At 73.7% G+C, this 18,988-nt stretch carries 17 protein-coding genes; 7 read left to right on the top strand and 10 right to left on the bottom strand.

Annotated elements, in window-relative coordinates; genetic code table 11:
- Positions 1-14 precede the first annotated feature (14 nt).
- Positions 15-677, top strand: coding sequence for a hypothetical protein (locus RF640_RS10300; protein ID WP_035926011.1), 663 nt, complete (start codon positions 15-17; stop codon positions 675-677).
- Here RF640_RS10300 and RF640_RS10295 read toward each other — a convergent pair.
- Genes RF640_RS10295 through RF640_RS10280 form a run of 4 tightly spaced genes read right to left on the bottom strand, consistent with a single transcriptional unit; the run spans position 635 to position 4,296 of the window.
- Positions 635-1,615: a glycine betaine ABC transporter substrate-binding protein gene (locus RF640_RS10295; RefSeq protein WP_035926006.1), complete on the bottom strand. Its 981-nt coding sequence runs from the start codon at positions 1,613-1,615 to the stop codon at positions 635-637. The genes RF640_RS10300 and RF640_RS10295 overlap by 43 nt on opposite strands.
- Positions 1,612-2,424: an ABC transporter permease gene (locus tag RF640_RS10290; protein ID WP_368827735.1), complete on the bottom strand. Its 813-nt coding sequence runs from the start codon at positions 2,422-2,424 to the stop codon at positions 1,612-1,614. The genes RF640_RS10295 and RF640_RS10290 overlap by 4 nt, the downstream gene beginning before the upstream one ends.
- Complete coding sequence (locus RF640_RS10285) at positions 2,421-3,650, bottom strand: ABC transporter ATP-binding protein (RefSeq protein ID WP_368827733.1); 1,230 nt, start codon at positions 3,648-3,650, stop codon at positions 2,421-2,423. Before RF640_RS10285 ends, RF640_RS10290 begins: the two co-directional genes overlap by 4 nt.
- A 4-nt stretch (positions 3,651-3,654) precedes the next feature.
- Positions 3,655-4,296, bottom strand: coding sequence for an ABC transporter permease (locus RF640_RS10280; RefSeq protein WP_017832050.1), 642 nt, complete (start codon positions 4,294-4,296; stop codon positions 3,655-3,657).
- 149 nt (positions 4,297-4,445) lie between these two features.
- On the opposite strand from RF640_RS10280, the gene RF640_RS10275 reads away from it, so the two are divergent.
- Positions 4,446-5,870 (top strand): NAD(P)/FAD-dependent oxidoreductase, encoded by a 1,425-nt coding sequence (locus RF640_RS10275; RefSeq protein WP_368827731.1) that lies wholly within the window; start codon positions 4,446-4,448, stop codon positions 5,868-5,870.
- A gap of 10 nt (positions 5,871-5,880) precedes the next feature.
- On the opposite strand, the gene RF640_RS10270 is transcribed toward RF640_RS10275, so the two are convergent.
- Positions 5,881-6,873 (bottom strand): HAD family hydrolase, encoded by a 993-nt coding sequence (locus RF640_RS10270; RefSeq protein ID WP_109222302.1) that lies wholly within the window; start codon positions 6,871-6,873, stop codon positions 5,881-5,883.
- 83 nt (positions 6,874-6,956) lie between these two features.
- The gene (serS, locus tag RF640_RS10265) at positions 6,957-8,261 is read right to left on the bottom strand and encodes a serine--tRNA ligase (protein WP_017832053.1); all 1,305 of its coding nucleotides are present in this window, start codon (positions 8,259-8,261) and stop codon (positions 6,957-6,959) included.
- A 160-nt stretch (positions 8,262-8,421) separates the two neighbouring features.
- Between serS and RF640_RS10260 the strand changes: the two genes are divergently transcribed.
- On the top strand, positions 8,422-9,363 hold the full coding sequence (locus tag RF640_RS10260; protein WP_035925994.1) for a diacylglycerol kinase family protein: 942 nt from the start codon (positions 8,422-8,424) through the stop codon (positions 9,361-9,363).
- A gap of 27 nt (positions 9,364-9,390) precedes the next feature.
- Here RF640_RS10260 and RF640_RS10255 read toward each other — a convergent pair whose 3' ends face one another.
- The 4 genes from RF640_RS10255 to RF640_RS10240 all read right to left on the bottom strand — a co-directional run bounded on the left by RF640_RS10255 (position 9,391) and on the right by RF640_RS10240 (position 12,347).
- Complete coding sequence (locus RF640_RS10255; RefSeq protein WP_017832055.1) at positions 9,391-9,717, bottom strand: hypothetical protein; 327 nt, start codon at positions 9,715-9,717, stop codon at positions 9,391-9,393.
- 144 nt (positions 9,718-9,861) lie between these two features.
- On the bottom strand, positions 9,862-10,863 hold the full coding sequence (gene pheA / locus RF640_RS10250; protein WP_167508912.1) for a prephenate dehydratase: 1,002 nt from the start codon (positions 10,861-10,863) through the stop codon (positions 9,862-9,864).
- Positions 10,860-11,195, bottom strand: a complete 336-nt coding sequence (locus RF640_RS10245; RefSeq protein ID WP_017832057.1) for a rhodanese-like domain-containing protein — start codon at positions 11,193-11,195, stop codon at positions 10,860-10,862. The genes pheA and RF640_RS10245 overlap by 4 nt, the downstream gene beginning before the upstream one ends.
- 42 nt (positions 11,196-11,237) lie before the next feature.
- The gene (locus RF640_RS10240; RefSeq protein WP_109222229.1) at positions 11,238-12,347 is read right to left on the bottom strand and encodes an NYN domain-containing protein; all 1,110 of its coding nucleotides are present in this window, start codon (positions 12,345-12,347) and stop codon (positions 11,238-11,240) included.
- A 201-nt stretch (positions 12,348-12,548) separates the two neighbouring features.
- Here RF640_RS10240 and RF640_RS10235 point away from each other — a divergent pair, with 201 nt between their 5' ends.
- The 4 genes from RF640_RS10235 to gabT all read left to right on the top strand — a co-directional run bounded on the left by RF640_RS10235 (position 12,549) and on the right by gabT (position 18,983).
- Positions 12,549-14,018, top strand: a complete 1,470-nt coding sequence (locus tag RF640_RS10235; protein WP_109222230.1) for an APC family permease — start codon at positions 12,549-12,551, stop codon at positions 14,016-14,018.
- Between the two features lie 54 nt (positions 14,019-14,072).
- The gene (locus RF640_RS10230; RefSeq protein ID WP_272027104.1) at positions 14,073-15,614 is read left to right on the top strand and encodes a PucR family transcriptional regulator; all 1,542 of its coding nucleotides are present in this window, start codon (positions 14,073-14,075) and stop codon (positions 15,612-15,614) included.
- 332 nt (positions 15,615-15,946) lie between these two features.
- Positions 15,947-17,449 carry an NAD-dependent succinate-semialdehyde dehydrogenase gene (locus tag RF640_RS10225; protein ID WP_368827804.1) on the top strand — a complete coding sequence of 501 codons (1,503 nt, stop codon included), beginning with the start codon at positions 15,947-15,949 and terminating at the stop codon, positions 17,447-17,449.
- Between the two features lie 190 nt (positions 17,450-17,639).
- Entirely contained in the window at positions 17,640-18,983 is a 1,344-nt protein-coding gene (gene gabT, locus RF640_RS10220; protein ID WP_229588186.1) for a 4-aminobutyrate--2-oxoglutarate transaminase, read from the top strand.
- Positions 18,984-18,988: the final 5 nt, after the last annotated feature.

Genomic DNA, 18,988 nt, shown 5'->3' with positions numbered 1-18,988 from the left:
CCGATACTGGGACCGTGTACGTCGTGACCCTGGACCAGCGCCGCCGCGAGGCGGGCGACCTCGTGCCGGGCCTCCTGCGCCGCCTCGCGGACCTCGAGACCGTGGTGCCGTTCCAGCGCGCCCGGGCGCACGCGGTGCAGGGCATCACCGCCGATCCCGGCGCCGCGGTCGCGGCCGCGCTCGCCGGTCTGCGCGGATCGGCCTGGAGCGTGGGGGTCGGGGTGGGGCCGGTCCGGCTGGAGACGGCGACCGACCCGGAGGGCCGGACGGGCCTGCGCGCCGACGGCCCCGGGACGGCGCACGCGCGCGCCGCCGCCGAGGCCGCCGCGGGCCGGGTGCCGGTGCGCGTGGTCGCCGAGGACGCGCCCGCCGCGGCGCAGGCGCAGGCCGTGCTGCGGCTGCTGGGCCGGATCGTGGCGGAGCGCAGCGACGCGGAGTGGCGCGTGGTCGACCTGCTCGTGCCGGGGGCCCGCGGCCAGCAGAAGGCCGTGGCCGCCGAGCTCGGCATCTCCCCGCAGGCGGTCTCCAAGGCGGTGGCCCGCTCCCTGTGGCAGGAGGAGCAGGACGCCCGGCCCGCGGCGGCCCGGCTGCTGGGCCTGTGCGAGCCGGCCCGGGGCGGCCCGGCGGGCGGGGCTCAGGGCTCGACGATGAACCCCTCGGAGATCATCCACTCGTAGGCGACGTCGGCCGGGTCCCGCCCCTCGACGTCCACCTGCCGGTTGAGCTCCTGCATCACGTCGTCGGTGAGCGCCGCGGCGATCGGCTCCAGGACCTGCTCGAGCGCTGGGAACTCGTCCAGCAGCTCCGTGCTGAAGACGGGGGCGGCGTTGTAGGCGGGGAAGAACTGCCGGTCGTCCTCGAGCACGGTCAGGTCCAGGGCCGGGATGCGGCCGTCCGTGGAGAAGACCTCCCCGAAGTTGCACTCCCCGTCGTCGGTCGCCGAGTAGATCGCGCCGGTGTCGTAGATGCCGATGTTGCCCTCGGGCACCTCGCTGCCGCGGTCCAGGCCGTAGTGGGCCAGCAGGGGGGTCATCCCGTCGCTGCGGGAGTTGAACTCCGACTCCACGCAGAACGTCCGCTCGGCCACCGGCAGGTCCGCGATGTCCGAGACGGTCGCCAGGTCGTTGGCCTCGGCGTACTCGGAGCGCACGGCCATGGCGTAGGTGTTGTTGAGGGCCGCCGGGGCGCCCCACGTCAGCCCGTTGCCGAGGTCCTCCTCGTACACGGCCCGCCACTGCTCCTGCTGGTCCGGGATGCCCTCCGCCCGCCCGAGGTAGGTCAGCCAGGCCGTGCCGGTGTACTCGAAGGTGAGATCGGCGTCCCCGGAGAGCATGAGCTCGCGCACCGGCTGGGACCCGGGCACGTTGGTGATGTCCTCGGTCTCGAAGCCGGCGGCCTGCACCGCGAGCACCCCGATCTTGCCGAGGATCAGCTGCTCGGTGAAGTTCTTGGACGTCACCCGCACCTCGGTCCCCTCCGCGCCCTCGACGGGCCGGATGGAGCCGGGCGCGGCGTCGGGCACGTAGGCCGTGGACGGCTCGAGCCCGCAACCGGTCAGCAGCAGGCCGGCGCAGGAGAGCAGCAGGGCGCCGCCGGCGGCGCGGGAGGTTCTCATCGCAGTCCCTTCGGCCGCGCGACGTGCTCCACGACACGGCCGACCCAGTCGATGGCGAGGGCGAGCAGCGCCACGAGGATCGAGCCGGCGATCAGCACCCGCACGAGGTTGAGGTTGACCCCGGTGGTGATCAGCAGCCCGAGCCCTCCACCGTTGATGAATGTGGCGAGGGTCGCGGTGCCGACCACCAGGATCAGGGCGGTGCGCACGCCGGCCAGCATGACGGGCACGGCCAGGGGCAGCTCGACCCGGAACAGGACCGCGGCGGCGCTCATCCCCATGCCCCGGCCCGCCTCGACGAGGCTGCGGTCCACGCCGTCGAGGCCCACCATCGTGTTCTTCAGGACGGGCAGGATCGCGTAGACGATCAGGGCGACCACGGCCGCCCGGAAGCCGAAGCCGAACCAGAAGGCGAACAGGACGACGAGGCCCACCGCCGGGGCGGCCTGGCCGACGTTCGCCAGCGCGATGACCGGGCCCGTGAGGAAGCGCAACGGTCTGCGGGTCAGGAGGATGCCGACCGGGATCGCGATGAGCAGGACCACCACCGTGGCCACGACCGTCAGCTGCAGGTGCTCCAGGGTCAGGGCCCACAGCGATGCGGGGCTCAGGGTCACGGCCTCCGTCTCGGTGAGCTCCGCCGTGGTCAGCCAGAGCACGAGCAGGCCCAGCGCCGCGAGGATCGCCACGGGCTGCAGGAGCAGGCCCTTCCAGGTGCGCTGGTCCGGGTCGGCCGCGGCCGGGCGTGACACGGGGTCGTCGGCGGGCTCCGGCTCCGCGGCGGCGGGGCGCTCGGGCTGCGCGCTCATCGGTCCCCGCCTCCCGGGCTCGCGCTGACCGCGGGCATCTCACCCGTGTTGTGGCCGAGGGGCGCGTCCTCCGCGGCCACGGCCCGGCGGGCCTCGGTGATCGCGGCCATGACGGTCTCGACGTAGATGACGCCCTCGAACCGGTCCCGCGGCCCCACCACGAGCGCCGCCCCCATGCTGGAGACGAGCATGGTGTCCAGCGCGTCGTTGAGCGTGGAACTCGTGCCGACGAGGGGCAGGCGGTCGTTGCGCTCCCCGGGGACGGTCCTGAAGCGCTCGAGCTGACGGCGGGAGGGCCAGGACAGCGGCCGGCCGCGATCGTCGACCACGACGACGTCCCGGGTGCCCGCCTCGTCGACCCGCCCGAGCACCGCCCGGACGTCCTCGCCGGGGCGGGTGGTCACGGCGGGGACGAGGTCGACCTCCCGGACTCGGGTGAGGGTGAGCTGCTTGAGCCCCGCGCCCGAGCCGATGAAGTCCTCCACGAACTCGTCCGCCGGTTCCGCCAGGACGCGCTCCGGGGCGTCGTACTGGACGATCCGGGCGCCCTCGTCGAAGACCGCGATCCAGTCGCCGAGCTTGACCGCCTCGTCGAAGTCGTGGGTCACGCACACGATGGTCTTCTGCAGCTCGTGCTGGATGTTGATGAGCTCGTCCTGGAGCCGCTGGCGGGTGATGGGGTCCACGGCCCCGAACGGCTCGTCCATGAGCAGCACGGGCGGGTCCGCGGCCAGGGCGCGGGCCACCCCGACGCGCTGCTGCTGGCCCCCGGAGAGCTCTCTCGGGTACCGGTCGCGGTAGACGGCCGGGTCGAGGGAGACGAGCTCGAGCAGCTCGTCCACGCGGGCGGCGATGCGCTGCTTGTCCCAGCCGAGCATCTTCGGGACCATGCCGATGTTGGTGGCCACGCTCATGTGCGGGAACAGCCCGCCGGCCTGGATCACGTAGCCGATGCCGCGGCGCAGCTCGTCGCCGTTCATCGAGGTCACGTCCTGGCCGTCGATGACGATCCGGCCCTCGGTGGGTTCGATGAGCCGGTTGATCATCTTCAGCGTGGTGGTCTTGCCGCAGCCTGAGGGGCCCACGAGCATGACGATGCTGCCCGCGGGGATCTCGAGCGTCAGGCCGTCGACCGCGGCCTTGGCCTGCCCGGGGTAGCGCTTGGAGACGTTCTCCAGCAGGATCCGGGCCCCGGTGACGGAGGAGTCTGTGCGGGGGGTGGTCATGGAGTCAGACACGGATACCTCGCGATGTGGTGAGCCGGCCGAGCAGCACGAGCAGCCCGTCCAGGATGAGTGCGACGACGATGACGGCCACGACGCCGGTGACGACCGACGCGAAGGAGTTGGCGCCCCCGAGCCGCGACAGGCCCGAGAAGATGAAGCCGCCCAGGCCGGGGCCGAGCACGTAGGCGGCGATGGCGGCCACGCCCATCACCATCTGCGCCGAGACCCGCATGCCGGCCTGGATGACCGGCCACGCCATCGGCAGCTCCACGCGCAGGAAGGTCGCCGCCCTGCTCATGCCGAGCCCGCGCGCCGCCTCAACGGTGGCCTGCGGGACCCCGGCCAGCCCCACGAGCGCGTTGCGCAGGACGGGGAGGACGGCGAAGAAGGTGACGACGACGACGGCGGGGGCCACCCCGAACCCCAGCGGGGCGATCAGCAGGCCGATGAGCGCGAAGGACGGGATGGTCAGCCCCACGGCCGAGACGTTGTTGGCCACGGTCGTGAGCCGGGGCGAGCGGTAGCACAGCGCCGCGAGGGCCACCGCCAGGACCGTGGCCAGGACCAGGCACTGGACCACCAGGGAGAAGTGCTGCCAGCTGGCGAAGAGGATCTGTTCCCACCGGTCGGAGACGTACTCGATCACGGCACACCCTTCGGTCGTCGTCGATGACGTGGTCACCCGGCCTGGCAAGAAGGCTAGCACTCCGTTCTCATGGAAATGGCCCGGATCACACCTGCCCGAGCGCCGCCGGGGCTGTTGTCGGGCGGCGCGCCCGTTGGCAGACTCGGGGCATGACAGAGCCCCGGGACAGGTACGACGTGGTGGTGATCGGCGGTGGTCCGGTCGGCGAGAACGCGGCCGACCGCGTGGTGCGGGGCGGGCTGAGCGCCGCGCTCGTCGAGGCGGAGCTCGTGGGCGGGGAGTGCTCCTACTGGGCGTGCACGCCCTCGAAGGCGCTGCTGCGCCCGGGCGCGGCCCTCGAGGCCGCCCGCGGAGTGGCCGGGGCGGCCGAGGCCGTCACCGGCCCGCCGGACGCGGCGGCGGTGCTGCGCCGCCGGGACGGGTTCGCGGCGCACTGGGACGACACCGGCCAGGCGGAGTGGCTGGCCGGGGCCGGCGTGGACCTGGTCCGGGGCCGGGGCGCGCTGGCCGGGCCCCGGCGGGTCCGGGTCACGGGCGAGGACGGCGGCGTCCGGGTGCTCGAGGCCCGGCACGCCGTGGTGCTGGCCACGGGCTCGCGGCCGGTCGTGCCCCCGGTCCCGGGTCTCGGGGACGTGCCGTTCTGGGGCACGCGCGACGCCACCGCCGCCCAGGAGGTCCCCGGGTCCCTGGCGGTGCTCGGCGGGGGCGTGGCCGGCACGGAGCTCGCGCAGGCCTTCGCCCGCCTGGGCTCCCGGGTCACGGTGGTCGCCCGCAGCCGGCTGCTGAGCGCCTTCCCGTCCACCGCCGCGCGGCTGGTCGCCGAGGCCCTCGACGCCGAGGGCGTCACGGTCGTCGAGGGGCGGGCCACGGAGCGGGTCCGGTCCGCCGGCGGCGGTGTCGAGCTCGACCTCGAGGGCGGCGGGACCGTGTCCGCGGAGCAGCTGCTGGTGAGCACGGGGCGGCGGCCCGCGCTCGCGGACCTGGGCCTCGAGGAGCTCGGCCTGGACCCCTCCGCGCTGCGGGTCGACGGCTCGGGCCTCGTGGCGGGTGCGGAGGGCGGCTGGCTCTACGCCGCCGGGGACGCGGCAGGCGGGCCCCTGCTGACCCACCAGGGGAAGTACCAGGCGCGCGCCGTCGCGGACGCGGTCGTGGCGCGCGCGGCCGGCCGGCTGGGGGCGTCCGCGCCCCCGTGGTCCCCGTACGCGTCCACGGCCGACGGGTGCGCCGTCCCGCAGGTGGTCTTCACCGACCCCGCGGTGGCCTCCGTGGGCCGCTCCGCCGAGCAGGCCCGCACGGACGGCCTCGAGGTGGACGTCGTGGAGCACGCCATCGACGTGGCCGGGGCGCTCCTGCACCGCGACGACTACCGGGGCTGGGCCCAGCTCGTGGTCGACCGGCGGCGCCGGACCCTCGTGGGCGCGACCTTCGCCGGCCCGGACGTGACGGAGCTGCTGCACGCGGCGACCGTCGCCGTGGTCGGCGAGGTGCCGCTGGAGCGGCTCTGGCACGCGGTGCCCGTCTTCCCCACCATCAGCGAGGTCTGGCTGCGGCTGCTCGAGGAGTACGGGCTCTGAGCCGCCGGGCTCAGAGCAGGGAGCGCAGGATCCGGGCGACGCCGTCCTCGTAGACCGTGTGCGTCACCTCGTGGCACGCGGCCGCGACCTCGTCCGGGGACTGGCCCATGGCCACGCCGCGGGCGGCCCAGTCGAGCATCTCGATGTCGTTGCGGCCGTCGCCGACGGCGACCGTGTGGGACGGGTCCACGCCGAGCCGGCGGCGGATCTGCTCCAGGGCGCTGGCCTTGGAGACGCCGTTGGCGGCGATGTCGAGCCAGGCGCTCCAGCCCACGGAGTACGTGACGCCGTGCAGCCCGGCCTCGTCGATCGCCCGGGCGAACTCCTCCGGGGTGTGCTCCGTGCTGTACACCACCATGCGCACGGCCTTCATCCGCGCCAGCTGGTGCAGGTCCACGCCGATCGCCTCGATGCCGAAGGACGCGTCCTGGAAGCGCTCCGTGGAGTAGAAGGACCCGTCCTCGGTCTCGAGGGCGAACTTCGCGGTGGGCAGGCGCTGCTCGAGGGCCTCGAGGGCCTGGCCGGGGTCGAAGGAGACGCACTCGAGCACCCGGTGGTACGCCGGCAGCTCCGGGTCCAGCTCGAGCGTCATACCGCCGTTGGAGCACACGGCGTAGCCGCGCTCCTGGCCGATGAGCTCCACCACGGGCAGGGTCGCCCCCTTGGAGCGGCCGGTGGAGATGACCACGTGGTGGCCGGCCGCCAGCACGGCCTGGGCCGCCTCGCGCACCGGCCGGGACATGTGGCCGTCGTGGTCGACGAGCGTGCCGTCGACGTCGAGGGCCACCAGGTACTGGACGCCCGCCTCCTTCTTCCACCCGTTCGAGCGGGGAGGCTGGACCTTGAGGGGGATCCGGACGTCGGCGGCGGAGCGCGCGGGCGCGGTGGTGCCGCCGGCCGTGTCGCTGAGGTCTTCCGAGTGCTCGACCTTCAGCGGGACGGTGGAGTTGATGCCGACGAGTTCGTGCTGGTCCTCGGTGCCAGCGGTCTTTTCTTTTGTCATGCGGGACATGGTGCCACATCACACCGACAGGATGGCCGAGATGTCGATGTGAGATGAACGGGAGCCGAACGCCTCCCGGCGGCTCAGCGCCGGACGGGGATGGTCTCCTGGCCGCGCAGGTAGGGCCGCAGCGCCTCGGGGACGCGCACCGACCCGTCGGCCTGCTGGTGGGTCTCGAGGATGGCGGCCAGCCAGCGGGTGGTCGCCAGCGTCCCGTTGAGGGTGGCCACCGTGCGGGTGCCGCCCTTGCGGACCTTGCCGGCGGCGTCCGTGGTCTCGGGCAGCCGCTCCCGGATGTTGAGCCGCCGCGCCTGGTAGGTGGTGCAGTTCGACGTGGAGGTCAGTTCCCGGTACTTGCCCTGGGTGGGGACCCAGGCCTCGCAGTCGAACTTGCGGGCCGCGGAGGTGCCGAGGTCCCCGGCGGCGGTGTCGATCACCCGGTAGGCGAGCTCGCACTTGGCGAGCATCTCCTCCTCCCACGCGAGCAGCCGCGCGTGCTCCGCCTCCGCGTCCTCCGGGGAGCAGTAGACGAACATCTCGAGCTTGTTGAACTGGTGCACGCGGATGATGCCCCGGGTGTCCCTGCCCCCGGAGCCGGCCTCGCGGCGGTAGCAGGAGGACCAGCCGGCGTAGCGCAGCGGGCCGTCGGAGAGGTCGAGGATCTCGTCGGCGTGGTAGCCCGCCAGGGGGACCTCGGAGGTGCCCACGAGGTACAGCTCGTCCTTGCCCACGTGGTAGATCTCGTCGGAGTGGGCGACGTCGAAGCCCGTGCCGCTCATGATCTCGGGGCGCACGAGGTTCGGGGTGGTCATGGGGACGAAGCCGTTGTCCAGCGCCTGGTCCTGGCCCATGAGCAGCAGGGCGGTCTCGAGCCGGGCGACGTCGCGCTTGAGGAAGTAGAACCGGGCGCCGGAGACCTTGGACCCCCGCTCCATGTCGATGCCGTCCACGAGCTCGCCGATCTCCAGGTGGTCCCTGGGCTCGACGCCCTCCGCGGCGAAGTCGCGGGGCTCCCCGACGGTCCGGAGCAGGACGAAGTCGTCCTCCCCGCCCGTGGGGACGCCGTCGAGGACGAGGTTGTCGACGACCGCGACGAGCTCGTCCTGACCGGCACGGGCGGCCTCCGCGGCCGCCTGCGCCTCCTTGACCCGGGCGGCCAGCTCCTTGACCTCGGCGAGCAGCGCCTGCTTCTGCTCGCCCTGGGCCCGGGCCACCTGCTTGCCGAAGGCGTTCTGCTCGGCCCGCAGGGACTCGTACTCGGTGATCAGCCGGCGGCGCTCGACGTCCGCCTCCAGGATCCGGTCGATCAGGGTGTCGTCCGCCCCGCGGGCACGCTGCGAGGCGCGGAAGACGTCGGGGTTCTCACGGAGCTGGTTGATGTCGATCACCCTGACAGGGTACCCAAGTCCTCCGGACGCGACGGGGGTTAGGGTGGAGGCCCGTCGCGATCCGCCCGGCGCCGCGGGCCCGCGGCGCCGTGCCGCGGCGCCACCGCCCCACCGCACGGCGCCACCGGTCCCCGGCGCCGCAGAACCGAGGAGTCCTTCCGTGACCGCCACTCCCGTGGCCCCCAAACGGGTCGCCGTCGTCATCAACCCCATCAAGGCCGACGCGGACGTCGCCCGCGACGCCGTGATCATCGGGTGCCGCAAGGGCGGGTTCCCCGACCCCGTGTTCTACGAGACCGCGGAGGACGACCCGGGCTCCTCGATGACCCGCGAGGCGCTCGAGCAGGGCGCCGACCTCGTCATCGCCGCCGGCGGCGACGGCACCGTCCGGGCCGTGGCGGAGGCGCTGGTCGGCCACGACACCCCGCTGGGCCTCATCCCGCTGGGCACCGGCAACCTCCTGGCCCGCAACCTGGGCGCCGACCTGGGCGATCCCCACCGCAACGTGGACATCGCGCTCTTCGGCGCGGAGCGGGCCATCGACATGGCCACGTTCCGCGTGGAGCTCGAGGACGGGACCGTGGGGGACCACGCGTTCTGCGTCATGGGCGGGGCGGGCTTCGACGCCCAGATCATGACGGACACCCGGGACGAGCTGAAGAAGCTGGTCGGCTGGGCGGCCTACGGGGAGGCCGGGGTCCGGCACCTGATCGCGCCCCCGCGGTGGGCCCGCTTCCGGATCGACGACGGCGAGTGGCAGAGCCGCCGCGTCCGCTCCGTGATGGCCGCCAACTGCGGGATCCTCACCGCGGGCCTGATCCTGGTGCCGCAGGCCAAGATCAACGACGGCCTGCTGGACCTCGTGGTGATGTCCCCGCGCAGCACGCTGGAGTGGGCGCTGATGGCCGCCAAGGTCGTGTTCCGGCAGCGGCGCGACCTGCCCGTGATCGAGTTCTTCGCCGCGAAGAAGGTGCGCGTGGAGTTCCACGAGCCCATCGAGTCCCAGATGGACGGGGACGGCACCGGGCTGATCAACGGGTTCGAGTCCGAGATCCTCCCGGGCGCGCTCTCCGTGCGGGTTCCGCCCTCCCAGGGCGACTGACCCGCACGGGCGCCCGGGCCCCGCGGGTCAGTCGGCGGGATCGGGCCGGCGGCTCAGGCCCGCCACGAACGCGGCCACGAGGGCGAGCACGGCCAGTCCCACGGCCACGAGCGGGCCCTGCCCGCGGTCCGTGACCGAGGCGACCGGCTCCGGGACGACCCGGGAGGCCGGCACGAGGTCGAGGGCGTCGGCGGTCCGGGGGTCCCCGACGACGGGGCTCGGGCCGATCTCGACGCGGACCACCTGACTCGGCTCGGGCGGCGCGGCCGCCGCGGCCGGCGGAGCGGCGAGCGCGCAGGCCAGGAGGGCCGGGGCGGCGGCGAGGGCGAGGCGGCGGACGGCGGGAGCAGGCATGGTGGCACCTCCGGTCGGGCTCGGTCCCGACCCGGGGGGTCGATCGACACCGGCTGAAGATCGCGGGCACGGACGCGCCCGCACTCCCCATGGTGCATGTATTCGCAATTGCTAACAAGCGGGGGTGCGGTGCGCGTCCTCGCGTTACGCGCCGCCCGGTGCGCCCTGCACGGGCGGGTTCTCCGGGGTCCGGCGGTCGCGGTCCTGGAGGGCGGCGACCCAGGCGGCCGCCTCGCGGAAGGCGTCGTCGGAGTGGTGCGGGGCCACGGTCGCCACCTTGTGGTCGGCCCGCGGATAGGAGCCGAGGAAGCGCGTGCTGGGACAGACGCGGCGCAAACCCTCGACGGCGTCCGCCACCCGGGCGTCGAGGATGTGACCGTCGACGTCCACGCTGAAGAAGTACTCCCCGAGGAAGTTGCCCGTGGGCCGCGACTCGATCCGCGAGAGGTTGACCCCCCGGGTCGCGAACTGCTCGAGGATCTCCATGAGGGCCCCGGCGCGGTCCTCCCACAGGGGAATGACGAGCGTGGTGCGGTCCGCGCCCGTGCGCGGCGGCAGGGGCACCCCGGGCCGGGCCACGAGCACGAACCGGGTGACGGCGGCCCTGTTGTCCCCGATGTCCTGCGCCAGCACCTCGAGCTCGGGGTGCTGCTCGACGACCACGGGCGAGCAGACCGCGGCGTCGAAGCCCGCCCGGGACGCCGGCCCCTCGCGCCCCGCCCCGCCGGGGAGCAGCGCGAGCGCCGCGGCGGCCGTGGAGGACGCCGGGACGTAGTCCACGCCCGGCAGCCGCTCGTCCATCCAGCCCCGCACCTGGGCCCAGGCGTGGGAGTGCGTGGAGACCGAGCGGACGTCGGCGAGCGCCGTGCCCGGCGGGGCCACGAGGACGAAGCTGATGGGCACCAGCGCCTCACGGACGATGCGCAGCTCGCTGCCGGTGGCCACCGCGTCGAGGGTCGCGGTCACGCCGCCCTCCACGGAGTTCTCGATGGGCACCATGGCGGCGTCGACCTCGCCGGAGCGGACGGCCGCGAGCGCCACGGGCACGGAGGACACGGGGAGGCGCTCCGCCTCACGGGCGCCCGCCACGCTCAGCAGCGCGGCCTCGGTGAAGGTGCCGGCGGGGCCCAGGTAGGCGTACCTCAACGGACGTTCGGGGTCTCGCCCGTCTCGGACACCATGGGCTTCTCGGCGTCCATCCACGCCCCCATGCCGCCCAGGACGTTGATGGGGTCGAAGCCGTACTGCTGGAGGTACGCCGTGGCCTTGAGGGACCGGCCGCCGGAGCGGCAGATCACGTACACGTCCTCGTCCACCGGCACCTCGCCGTAGCGCTCCGGGAGCTGCCGGAGCGGGATGTGCTGGGCACCGGCGATGTGCCCGGCCTCCCACTCCTCGTCCTCGCGCACGTCCAGGACGCGTGCGCCCTCGGGGATCTCCTCCACCGAGGCGCTCGGCAGGCTGTCCAGGTTGTCCATGGTCCGGGTCCTCTCGTCGGGAACGGGCTGTCCCGGACCAGCCTAGTCCGCGGGCACGGGTGCCGGTGCGCCCGCCCCGAGCCAGGCGGCCAGCTCCTGCCGCTCCGCCGCGGAGGGATGGAAGCCCGCCAGCACCGCATGCTCCAGCACGCTGGCGAGCACCGCCCGGCAGAGCCGCGGCATCTTCGCGACGTCGCAGAAGCGGGTGACGGCCGCCGGCAGCGGCGGCCGGACAGGAGCCGGCGGCGCCGCGGGTGCCGGCCCCGGCGCCCGGTGCCTCGTGCGGTGCCAGAAGTGCAGGTTCGAGAACTCGACCTCCGGCAGGTCGACCAGCTCCACGGCCCGGCGGAAGGAGCCGCTGCCGAACCACCGGGTGCGGGTGACGACCTCTCCCATGTCCGCGTGGATCCGACCTGCCAGGCGGGAGAGGCTGACGGGCCCCTCGGAGGACTCGTAGTCACTGCGCACGACCGCGCAGAACTCGTGCCACGCCCCCGGGTCCTCCGAGGGGCCCGCGATCGGCGCGGCGCCCGGGGAGAAGCACCCTCCGGGAGCCGGCACCCGGTCCCCGGAGCCGGGCACGGGCTCCTCCGCCGGCGCAGGCGCCATGAGGTCGAAGAGGTCCTGCTCGTCGAGGTACTGGTCCGCGAGCGCCTCGTAGGCCACCGCCGTGGCCCCGGTCGCAATGATGCAGGTCCTGCGGTCCTGGGCCCTGAGGACCTGGAGCAGCGGCGTAAAATCGGCGTCGCTCGAGGCCAGGACGAACTCGTCGTAGTGGGCGTGGTGCTGCAATGCGGTCATCACGTCGATCACGATCCGGATGTCCGCCCCGTTCTTCGCGCCCCGGGTGAGACTGGGGCAGTCGACGACCTCGACGCCGGCCTGCGTGAAGAAGGGGCGGAACGTCGAGAGGTACAGCCTCTGCCCCGGGTTCAGCGGATGCGCGACGCTCCCGGACGGGTTCATGTAGCACCGCAGCACCAGCCAGCGCCGGGTACTGTCGGCGCCCTCCCCGCCGCTCGCCGCGGCCAGCCGGTGGATCCACACGGACGGCCGCTCGGCCAGCGCCATGGCCGCCGTCGGATCACTGCCGAGCAGACCGCCGAAGAAGTTGTCGAAATCGATGAACAGGGCGGCCCGGCGCTGGGTCATGGCATCCTCAGGGAAGCGGCGAACATATTCTCTTTCGCAAAGATACGGTGCCGAGCGAGCTGCGGGCGGCCGGGGGCTTCCAGGCGGCACACAGGGACGAAACAATCCCTGTATAAATTGTGCCCTCGCCGCCGGGAGTGCCGTGCGGCGGGTCCGACCAGGCACCTCGTCCGGGTGTCCTCGACAGAAGGAAGAACTCCCATGAGCACCAGCGAACCCCGCAGCGCGGGGCCCGACGCCCCGGACCGCGAGGACCACGGCTTCAAGAAGGTCCTCGGCCGCCTCGACGCGATCGCCCTCGGCTTCGGCGCGATGATCGGCTTCGGCTGGGTCATCCTCACCGGCGACTGGCTGGCCGAGGCCGGGACCATGGGCACCGTGCTGGCCCTCGTCACCGGCGGGCTCATCATGGCCGTCGTCGGACTCGTCTACGGCGAGCTCGTCGCCGCCATGCCGTACGCGGGCGGGGAGCACAACTACCTCCTGCGCGGCATGGGCGCCCGGTGGGCCTTCGTCGGGTCCTGGGCCATCACCGGCGGCTACATCACCATCGTGGCCTTCGAGGCCGTGGCGGTCCCCCGCACCCTGCAGTACATCTTCCCGGGCCTGAGCCAGATCCCGCTGTGGACCGTGGCCGGCTTCGAGGTGAACCTGACCTGGGCGCTGGTGGGGTCGCTGACCGCCGTCATCATCACCGCGATCAACATCCGCGGCGTGAAGCACGCCTCCATGGTGCAGATCTTCGTGATCCTCTTCCTGCTGATCGTGGGACTCATGATGATCTTCGGGGCGTTCACCCGCGGCTCGGTCGACACCATGGAGCCGTTCTTCACGAGCGGCACGGCCGGCTTCTTCCTCGTGCTCGTCACCGTCCCGTTCCTGTTCGTCGGCTTCGACGTCATCCCCCAGGTCTCCGAGGAGATGCACCTGCCGGCCAAGCAGCTGGGCGGGACCATCATCGTCTCCGTCCTGCTCGCCGCCGCCTGGTACGTCATGGTCGTGCTCACCACGTCCTCGGCGATGTCCGGCGCGGACATCGCCGGCGCGGACATCGCGGTCGCGGACGCCATGGGAGCCATGTTCTCCAGCACGGCCGTGGCCAACCTGCTCATCGCCGGCGGCCTCGCCGGCATCCTGACGTCCTGGAACTCGCTCCTCATGGGGGCGTCCCGCCTGCTCTGGGCGCTCGGCAACTCCCGGATGGTGCCGCAGTGGTTCGGCCGCCTCCACCCGCAGTACGGCACCCCGGCCAACGCCCTGCTCTTCGTGGGCGCCCTCTCCTTCGTGGCCCCGTTCTTCGGCGCCGAGATGCTGGGCTGGCTCGTGGACTCCGGCTCCCCGTCCATCGTGATCGCCTACGCCCTGGTCTCCGTGGTCTTCGTGATCCTGCGCCGGAGCGAGCCCGGCATGGAACGCCCCTTCCGGATCGGCGGCCACGGCCACGGCGGAACGGCGATCGGCGTGCTCTCGGTCGTGCTGTGCCTCGCCCTGATCAGCCTGTACCTGCCCGGGATGCCCGCCTTCCTCAGCGCGCCCGCCTGGACCATCTTCGGGCTGTGGTGGCTGCTCGGGCTCGTGTTCCTGCTGCGCATCCCCACCGGGATCCGGCCGGGCGCCGACGCCGAGCACCGGCTCGTCGCCGAGGTCGAGCGCCGCAGGCAGCGGAGCTGAGACGGCCGCCGCGCCGGGAAGGACAGCGAGGACTGCGGAAGAGGAGGACTGCCCATGGTCACGGTCGCCCAGGTGCTCGGCCTGCCCGGGCTCGGGCTGGAGCCCGTCGTCGAGGCGGCCACCGACCTGCCGGTGAGCTGGGTGGTGACCAGCGAGCTCGCCGACCCCACCCCGTACCTCGAGGGCGGGGAGGTCCTCCTCCTGACGGGCCTCCACACCTCCGCCCGGGCGCACTCCTGGACGGAGTACGTCCGCCGGCTCACGGACCGGGGCGTGGTGGCGCTGGGCCTGGGCGTGGGCGGACAGCTGTCCTACCTCCGCGTGCCCGACGCACTCGCCGCGGCGTGCCGGGACGCCGGGCTGACCCTGTTCCGGGTCCCCGAGCGCACGCCCTTCCTGGGCATCATCCGCGCCGCGGCCGAGATGCGCGCGGCGGAGGCGCGCACCGCCCTCGAGGCGATGCTCTCCGAGCAGCGGCGCCTGACCCGGGCCGCGGTGGGGAGGAACGGCCCGGCCCGGGTGGTCCGCACGCTGGTGTCGGTGCTCGGCGGCGGGTGGGCCGGCGTCTGCGCGGCGGACGCCCGGATCGTGGAGCGCTCCGGCCCCGGGCTGCCCGAGCTGCCCGCGGGCCGGACGCTCCCCGAGCTCCTCGACCGGCTGCGGCCGGCCGGGCTGCGCGGGTCCCTGAGCGAGTCCGGCCCGGCCGGCGCGGTGGTCGCCCACCCCCTCGGGGTGGACGGCGCCCCCCAGAGCTACCTCGTGGTGGTCCTGCCCGGCCCGGCCGACCCCGTCCGGACCGGCGTGATCGCCACCGCCGTGGCCCTGCTCTCGCTGCACGCGGAGCGCGCGGCGGAGCAGGCGCTGTTCCGCCGCCGGGTCCGCGCGGGGGCCCTCGCCCTCCTGCTCAACGGCGAGGTGCGCTCGGCGGACGCCCTGCTGGGGGTGGCGGACGACACGACGTGGTCGACGGCGCCCCGGGTGCGGGTGGCCCGCCTGCGCGGCGGCGCCGAGGAGCTGCGGGACGGCGTGCGGCGCCTCGAGGCGCAGGCCGCCCACGGCGCGAGACCGGTGCTCGTCGGGGCGCCGGCCACGGAGCCCGGCGGCGAGCAGACCGTCGCGGTGCTGCTGGAGGACCTCCCGGAGCGGCTCGCCGAGGTGCGTGCCGCCGCCGAGGCCTCCGGGCTGCGGGCCGGGATCGGCGGCCCGGCGGCCGTGCACGAGACGGACGCGAGCGACCGGGAGGCCCGCGAGGCGCTGGAGCGCACCACGGACCGCCAGCGCGTCGGCACGTGGGACGACCTCGTGGCGGGCGGCGTCGCCGGGCTCCTCCCGCCCGAGACCGCCCGGGCCTGGGCGCGGCAGCTGCTGGGCCCCGTCGACGGGGCCGGGCGGCTGTCCCTGCTGCGCACGTTCCTCGCCCACAACGGCAACCGGAGCGGGACGGCCGAGGCCCTGGGGATCCACCGCAACACCCTGCAGCAGCGGCTGCAGGAAATCGAGGAGGCGCTCGGCCGGTCCGTGGACGACCCGCAGCTGCGCGCGGAGCTGTGGATCGCCCTGCGGCTGTCCGACCGGCCCGACCGGTCGACGCCGTAGCCCGCCGTCGTTTCCCTGTGCACTGTGCACGACGACGTCACGAAGATTCAGCATCCTGCTGGGTCGCCCCGGCGCTAGCCTGGAGCAGTCGGGGGACCGTGGCGGCCCCTCGGCGCCGGCTCCGCCCCGGCTCGGCGTCACCCGGTGACGACGTCCCCGCGGGGGAGCCCGTCCGGAGTCCTACGATGGACGGGCGGGCCCAGTGCTGTCGCCCGCCCGTCCGACGAACCCCCTGACGCAGCGCAGCGCCACCGGTGCCCGGTGGCCCGGCGCGCGTCGAGAAGAGAGGCTGATACATGAGCACCACGGACAAGGCCCCCGCGGCCACCGGCATGACGGACCGCATCACCGAGGTCCTGGGCAGGACCCCCACGGGGCTGCTGATCAACGGCCAGTGGCGCGACGCCTCGGACGGGTCCACCTTCGAGGTGGAGAACCCGGCCAACGGCGAGGTCATCGCGACCATGGCCTCGGCCACCCGCCAGGACTCCCAGGCCGCGATGGACGCCGCCGCCGACGCCCAGGAGTCCTGGGCACGCACCCCCGCCAGGGAGCGCTCGGAGATCCTGCGCCGTGCCTTCGACCTCGTCCAGGAGCGCGCCGAGGACCTCGCGCTGCTGATGACCCTGGAGATGGGCAAGCCGCTGGCCGAGGCCGCCGGTGAGGTCAAGTACGGTGGCGAGTTCCTGCGCTGGTTCGCCGAGGAGGCCGTGCGCGACTACGGCCGCTACCTCGACACCCCCGAGGGCAACCTGCGCATGCTGGTCACGCACAAGCCCGTGGGCCCGTGCCTGCTGATCACCCCGTGGAACTTCCCCCTGGCGATGGCCACCCGCAAGGTCGCCCCGGCCGTGGCCGCCGGCTGCACCATGGTGCTCAAGCCCGCCCGACTGACCCCGCTCACCTCCCAGTACTTCGCCCAGCTCATGCTGGACGCGGGCCTGCCGGCCGGGGTGCTCAACGTGGTCTCCTCCAAGTCCGCCTCGGCCGTGTCCGAGCCGATCATGGCCGACCCCAGGCTGCGGAAGGTCTCCTTCACCGGCTCCACCCCGGTGGGCAAGCAGCTGATGAAGCTGGCCACCGACAACGTGCTGCGCACCTCCATGGAGCTCGGCGGCAACGGGCCGCTGATCGTCTTCGAGGACGCCGACATCGACAAGGCCGTGGCCGGCGCCATGGCCGCGAAGATGCGCAACATGGGCGAGGCCTGCACGGCCGCCAACCGGCTGCTGGTGCACGAGTCGGTCGTGGACGAGTTCGTCGAGAAGATGGCCGCGAAGATGGCCGCGCTCACCGTGGGCAACGGCGTGGACGACGGCGTGAGCGTGGGCCCGATGGTCGAGGCCAAGGCCCGCGACTCCGTCGAGGAGTTCGTCACCGACGCCGTCGAGCGCGGGGCGAAGGTCGTCGTCGGCGGGGCGCGCGTGGACGGTCCCGGCTACTTCTTCCAGCCCACCCTGCTGCGCGACGTCCCCGTCGACGCCCGCGCGGTGACCGAGGAGATCTTCGGCCCCGTGGCCCCGGTCGTCACCTTCAAGGACGAGGACGAGGCCGTGGCCCTGGCCAACTCCACCGAGTACGGCCTGGCCTCCTACGTGTTCACCGAGAACATCTCCCGCGGCCTGCGCATCGGCGACCGCATCGAGTTCGGCCTCATGGGCCTCAACGTCGGGGTGATCTCCAACGCGGCCGCCCCGTTCGGCGGCGTCAAGCAGTCCGGCCTGGGCCGCGAGGGCGGGGCCGAGGGCCTCCACGAGTACACCACCACCCAGTACATCGGCGTGGAGAACCCCTGGGCCAACGTCCCGAACCCCGGCACCGGCACCCCCGCCTGAGGTCCTGACCCGCGTTCCCGCACCGGGACGGCGGTCGTCGCAGGCAGCTGCGGCGGCCGCCGTCCCGTGCCGGGGCACTCCCGCCCGGCGCCCCCGACCGTTCCGTCCCGTCCCCACCGTCCCGTCCCCACCGTCCCGTCCCCACCGTCCCGTCCCCACCGTCCCGTCCCCACCGAAAGGAGATCTCGTCGTGACCGAGATCCAGTACCGTCTCGAGCAGGTCCGTCACCTCGACGGCGCCCTCCCGGGCCCCAAGTCCCGCGAGCTGTCCGAGCGGCGCGCCGCGGCCGTCGCCTCCGGAGTCGCCTCCTCCGTGCCCGCCTACGCCGCGGACGTGGACGGCGGGATCGTGCTCGACGTCGACGGCAACCAGCTCGTCGACCTCGGGTCCGGCATCGCCGTGACCAGCGTGGGCGCCTCCGCCCCCGCCGTGGTCGCCAAGGTGCAGGAGGCCGTGGCGCACTTCACCCACACCTGCTTCATGGTCACCCCGTACGAAGGCTACGTGGCCGTCGCGGAGAAGCTCGCCGAGCTCTCCCCCGGCGACCACCAGAAGAAGGCGGCGCTGTTCAACTCGGGCTCCGAGGCCGTCGAGAACGCCGTGAAGATCTCCCGCGTGCACACCGGCCGCCAGGCCGTGGTCGTGTTCGACCACGCCTACCACGGGCGCACGAACATGACCCTCGCGATGACCGCCAAGGTGATGCCCTACAAGCAGGGCTTCGGCCCGTTCGCCGGCGAGGTCTACCGCGTGCCCGTGTCCTACCCGTTCCGGGACCCGGAGGGCATGACCGGCGCCGAGGCCGCCCGCCGCGCGCTGCTCCAGGTGGAGAAGCAGGTCGGCGCCGAGAACGTGGCCGCCGTCGTGATCGAGCCCATCCAGGGCGAGGGCGGGTTCATCGTGCCGGCCGACGGCTTCCTGCCCGCGCTGTCCGAGTGGTGCACCGACAACGGCGCCGTGTTCGTCGTCGACGAGGTCCAGTCCGGCATCGCGCGCACCGGCGAGTGGTTCGCCGTGGACCACGAGGGCGTCGTCCCCGACCTGATCACCGTGGCCAAGGGCGTGGCCGGCGGCATGCCGCTGTCCGGCGTGGTCGGCCGCGCCGAGATCATGGACTCCGTCCACGCGGGCGGCCTCGGCGGCACCTACGGCGGCAACCCCGTGGCCTGCGCCGCCGCCCTCGGCGCGCTACAGACCATCGAGGAGTGGGACCTCGTGGCCCGCGCCCGCCGGATCGAGGAGATCATCCGCGAGGAGCTGGCCCCGGTGGCCGAGGAGACCGGCACCGTGGGCGAGATCCGCGGCCGCGGGGCCATGATGGCCCTGGAGTTCGTCCGGCCCGGCGGCACGGAGCCCGACGCCGACGCCGCCAAGGCGATCGCCGCGGAGTGCCTCGCGCAGGGCGTCATCATCCTGACCTGCGGGACCTTCGGCAACATCGTGCGCCTGCTGCCCCCGCTCGTCATCGGTGAGGAGCTGCTGCGCGACGGCCTGCAGGTGCTCGCCCAGGCCGTCCGCAACGCGGCGGCCTAGGCCAG

It is taken from the genome of Kocuria sp. CPCC 205231 (genome assembly GCF_040980965.1).
Taxonomy (GTDB): Bacteria; Actinomycetota; Actinomycetes; order Actinomycetales; family Micrococcaceae; genus Kocuria; species Kocuria rosea.
This window is presented reverse-complemented; position numbering and strand designations above follow the sequence as displayed.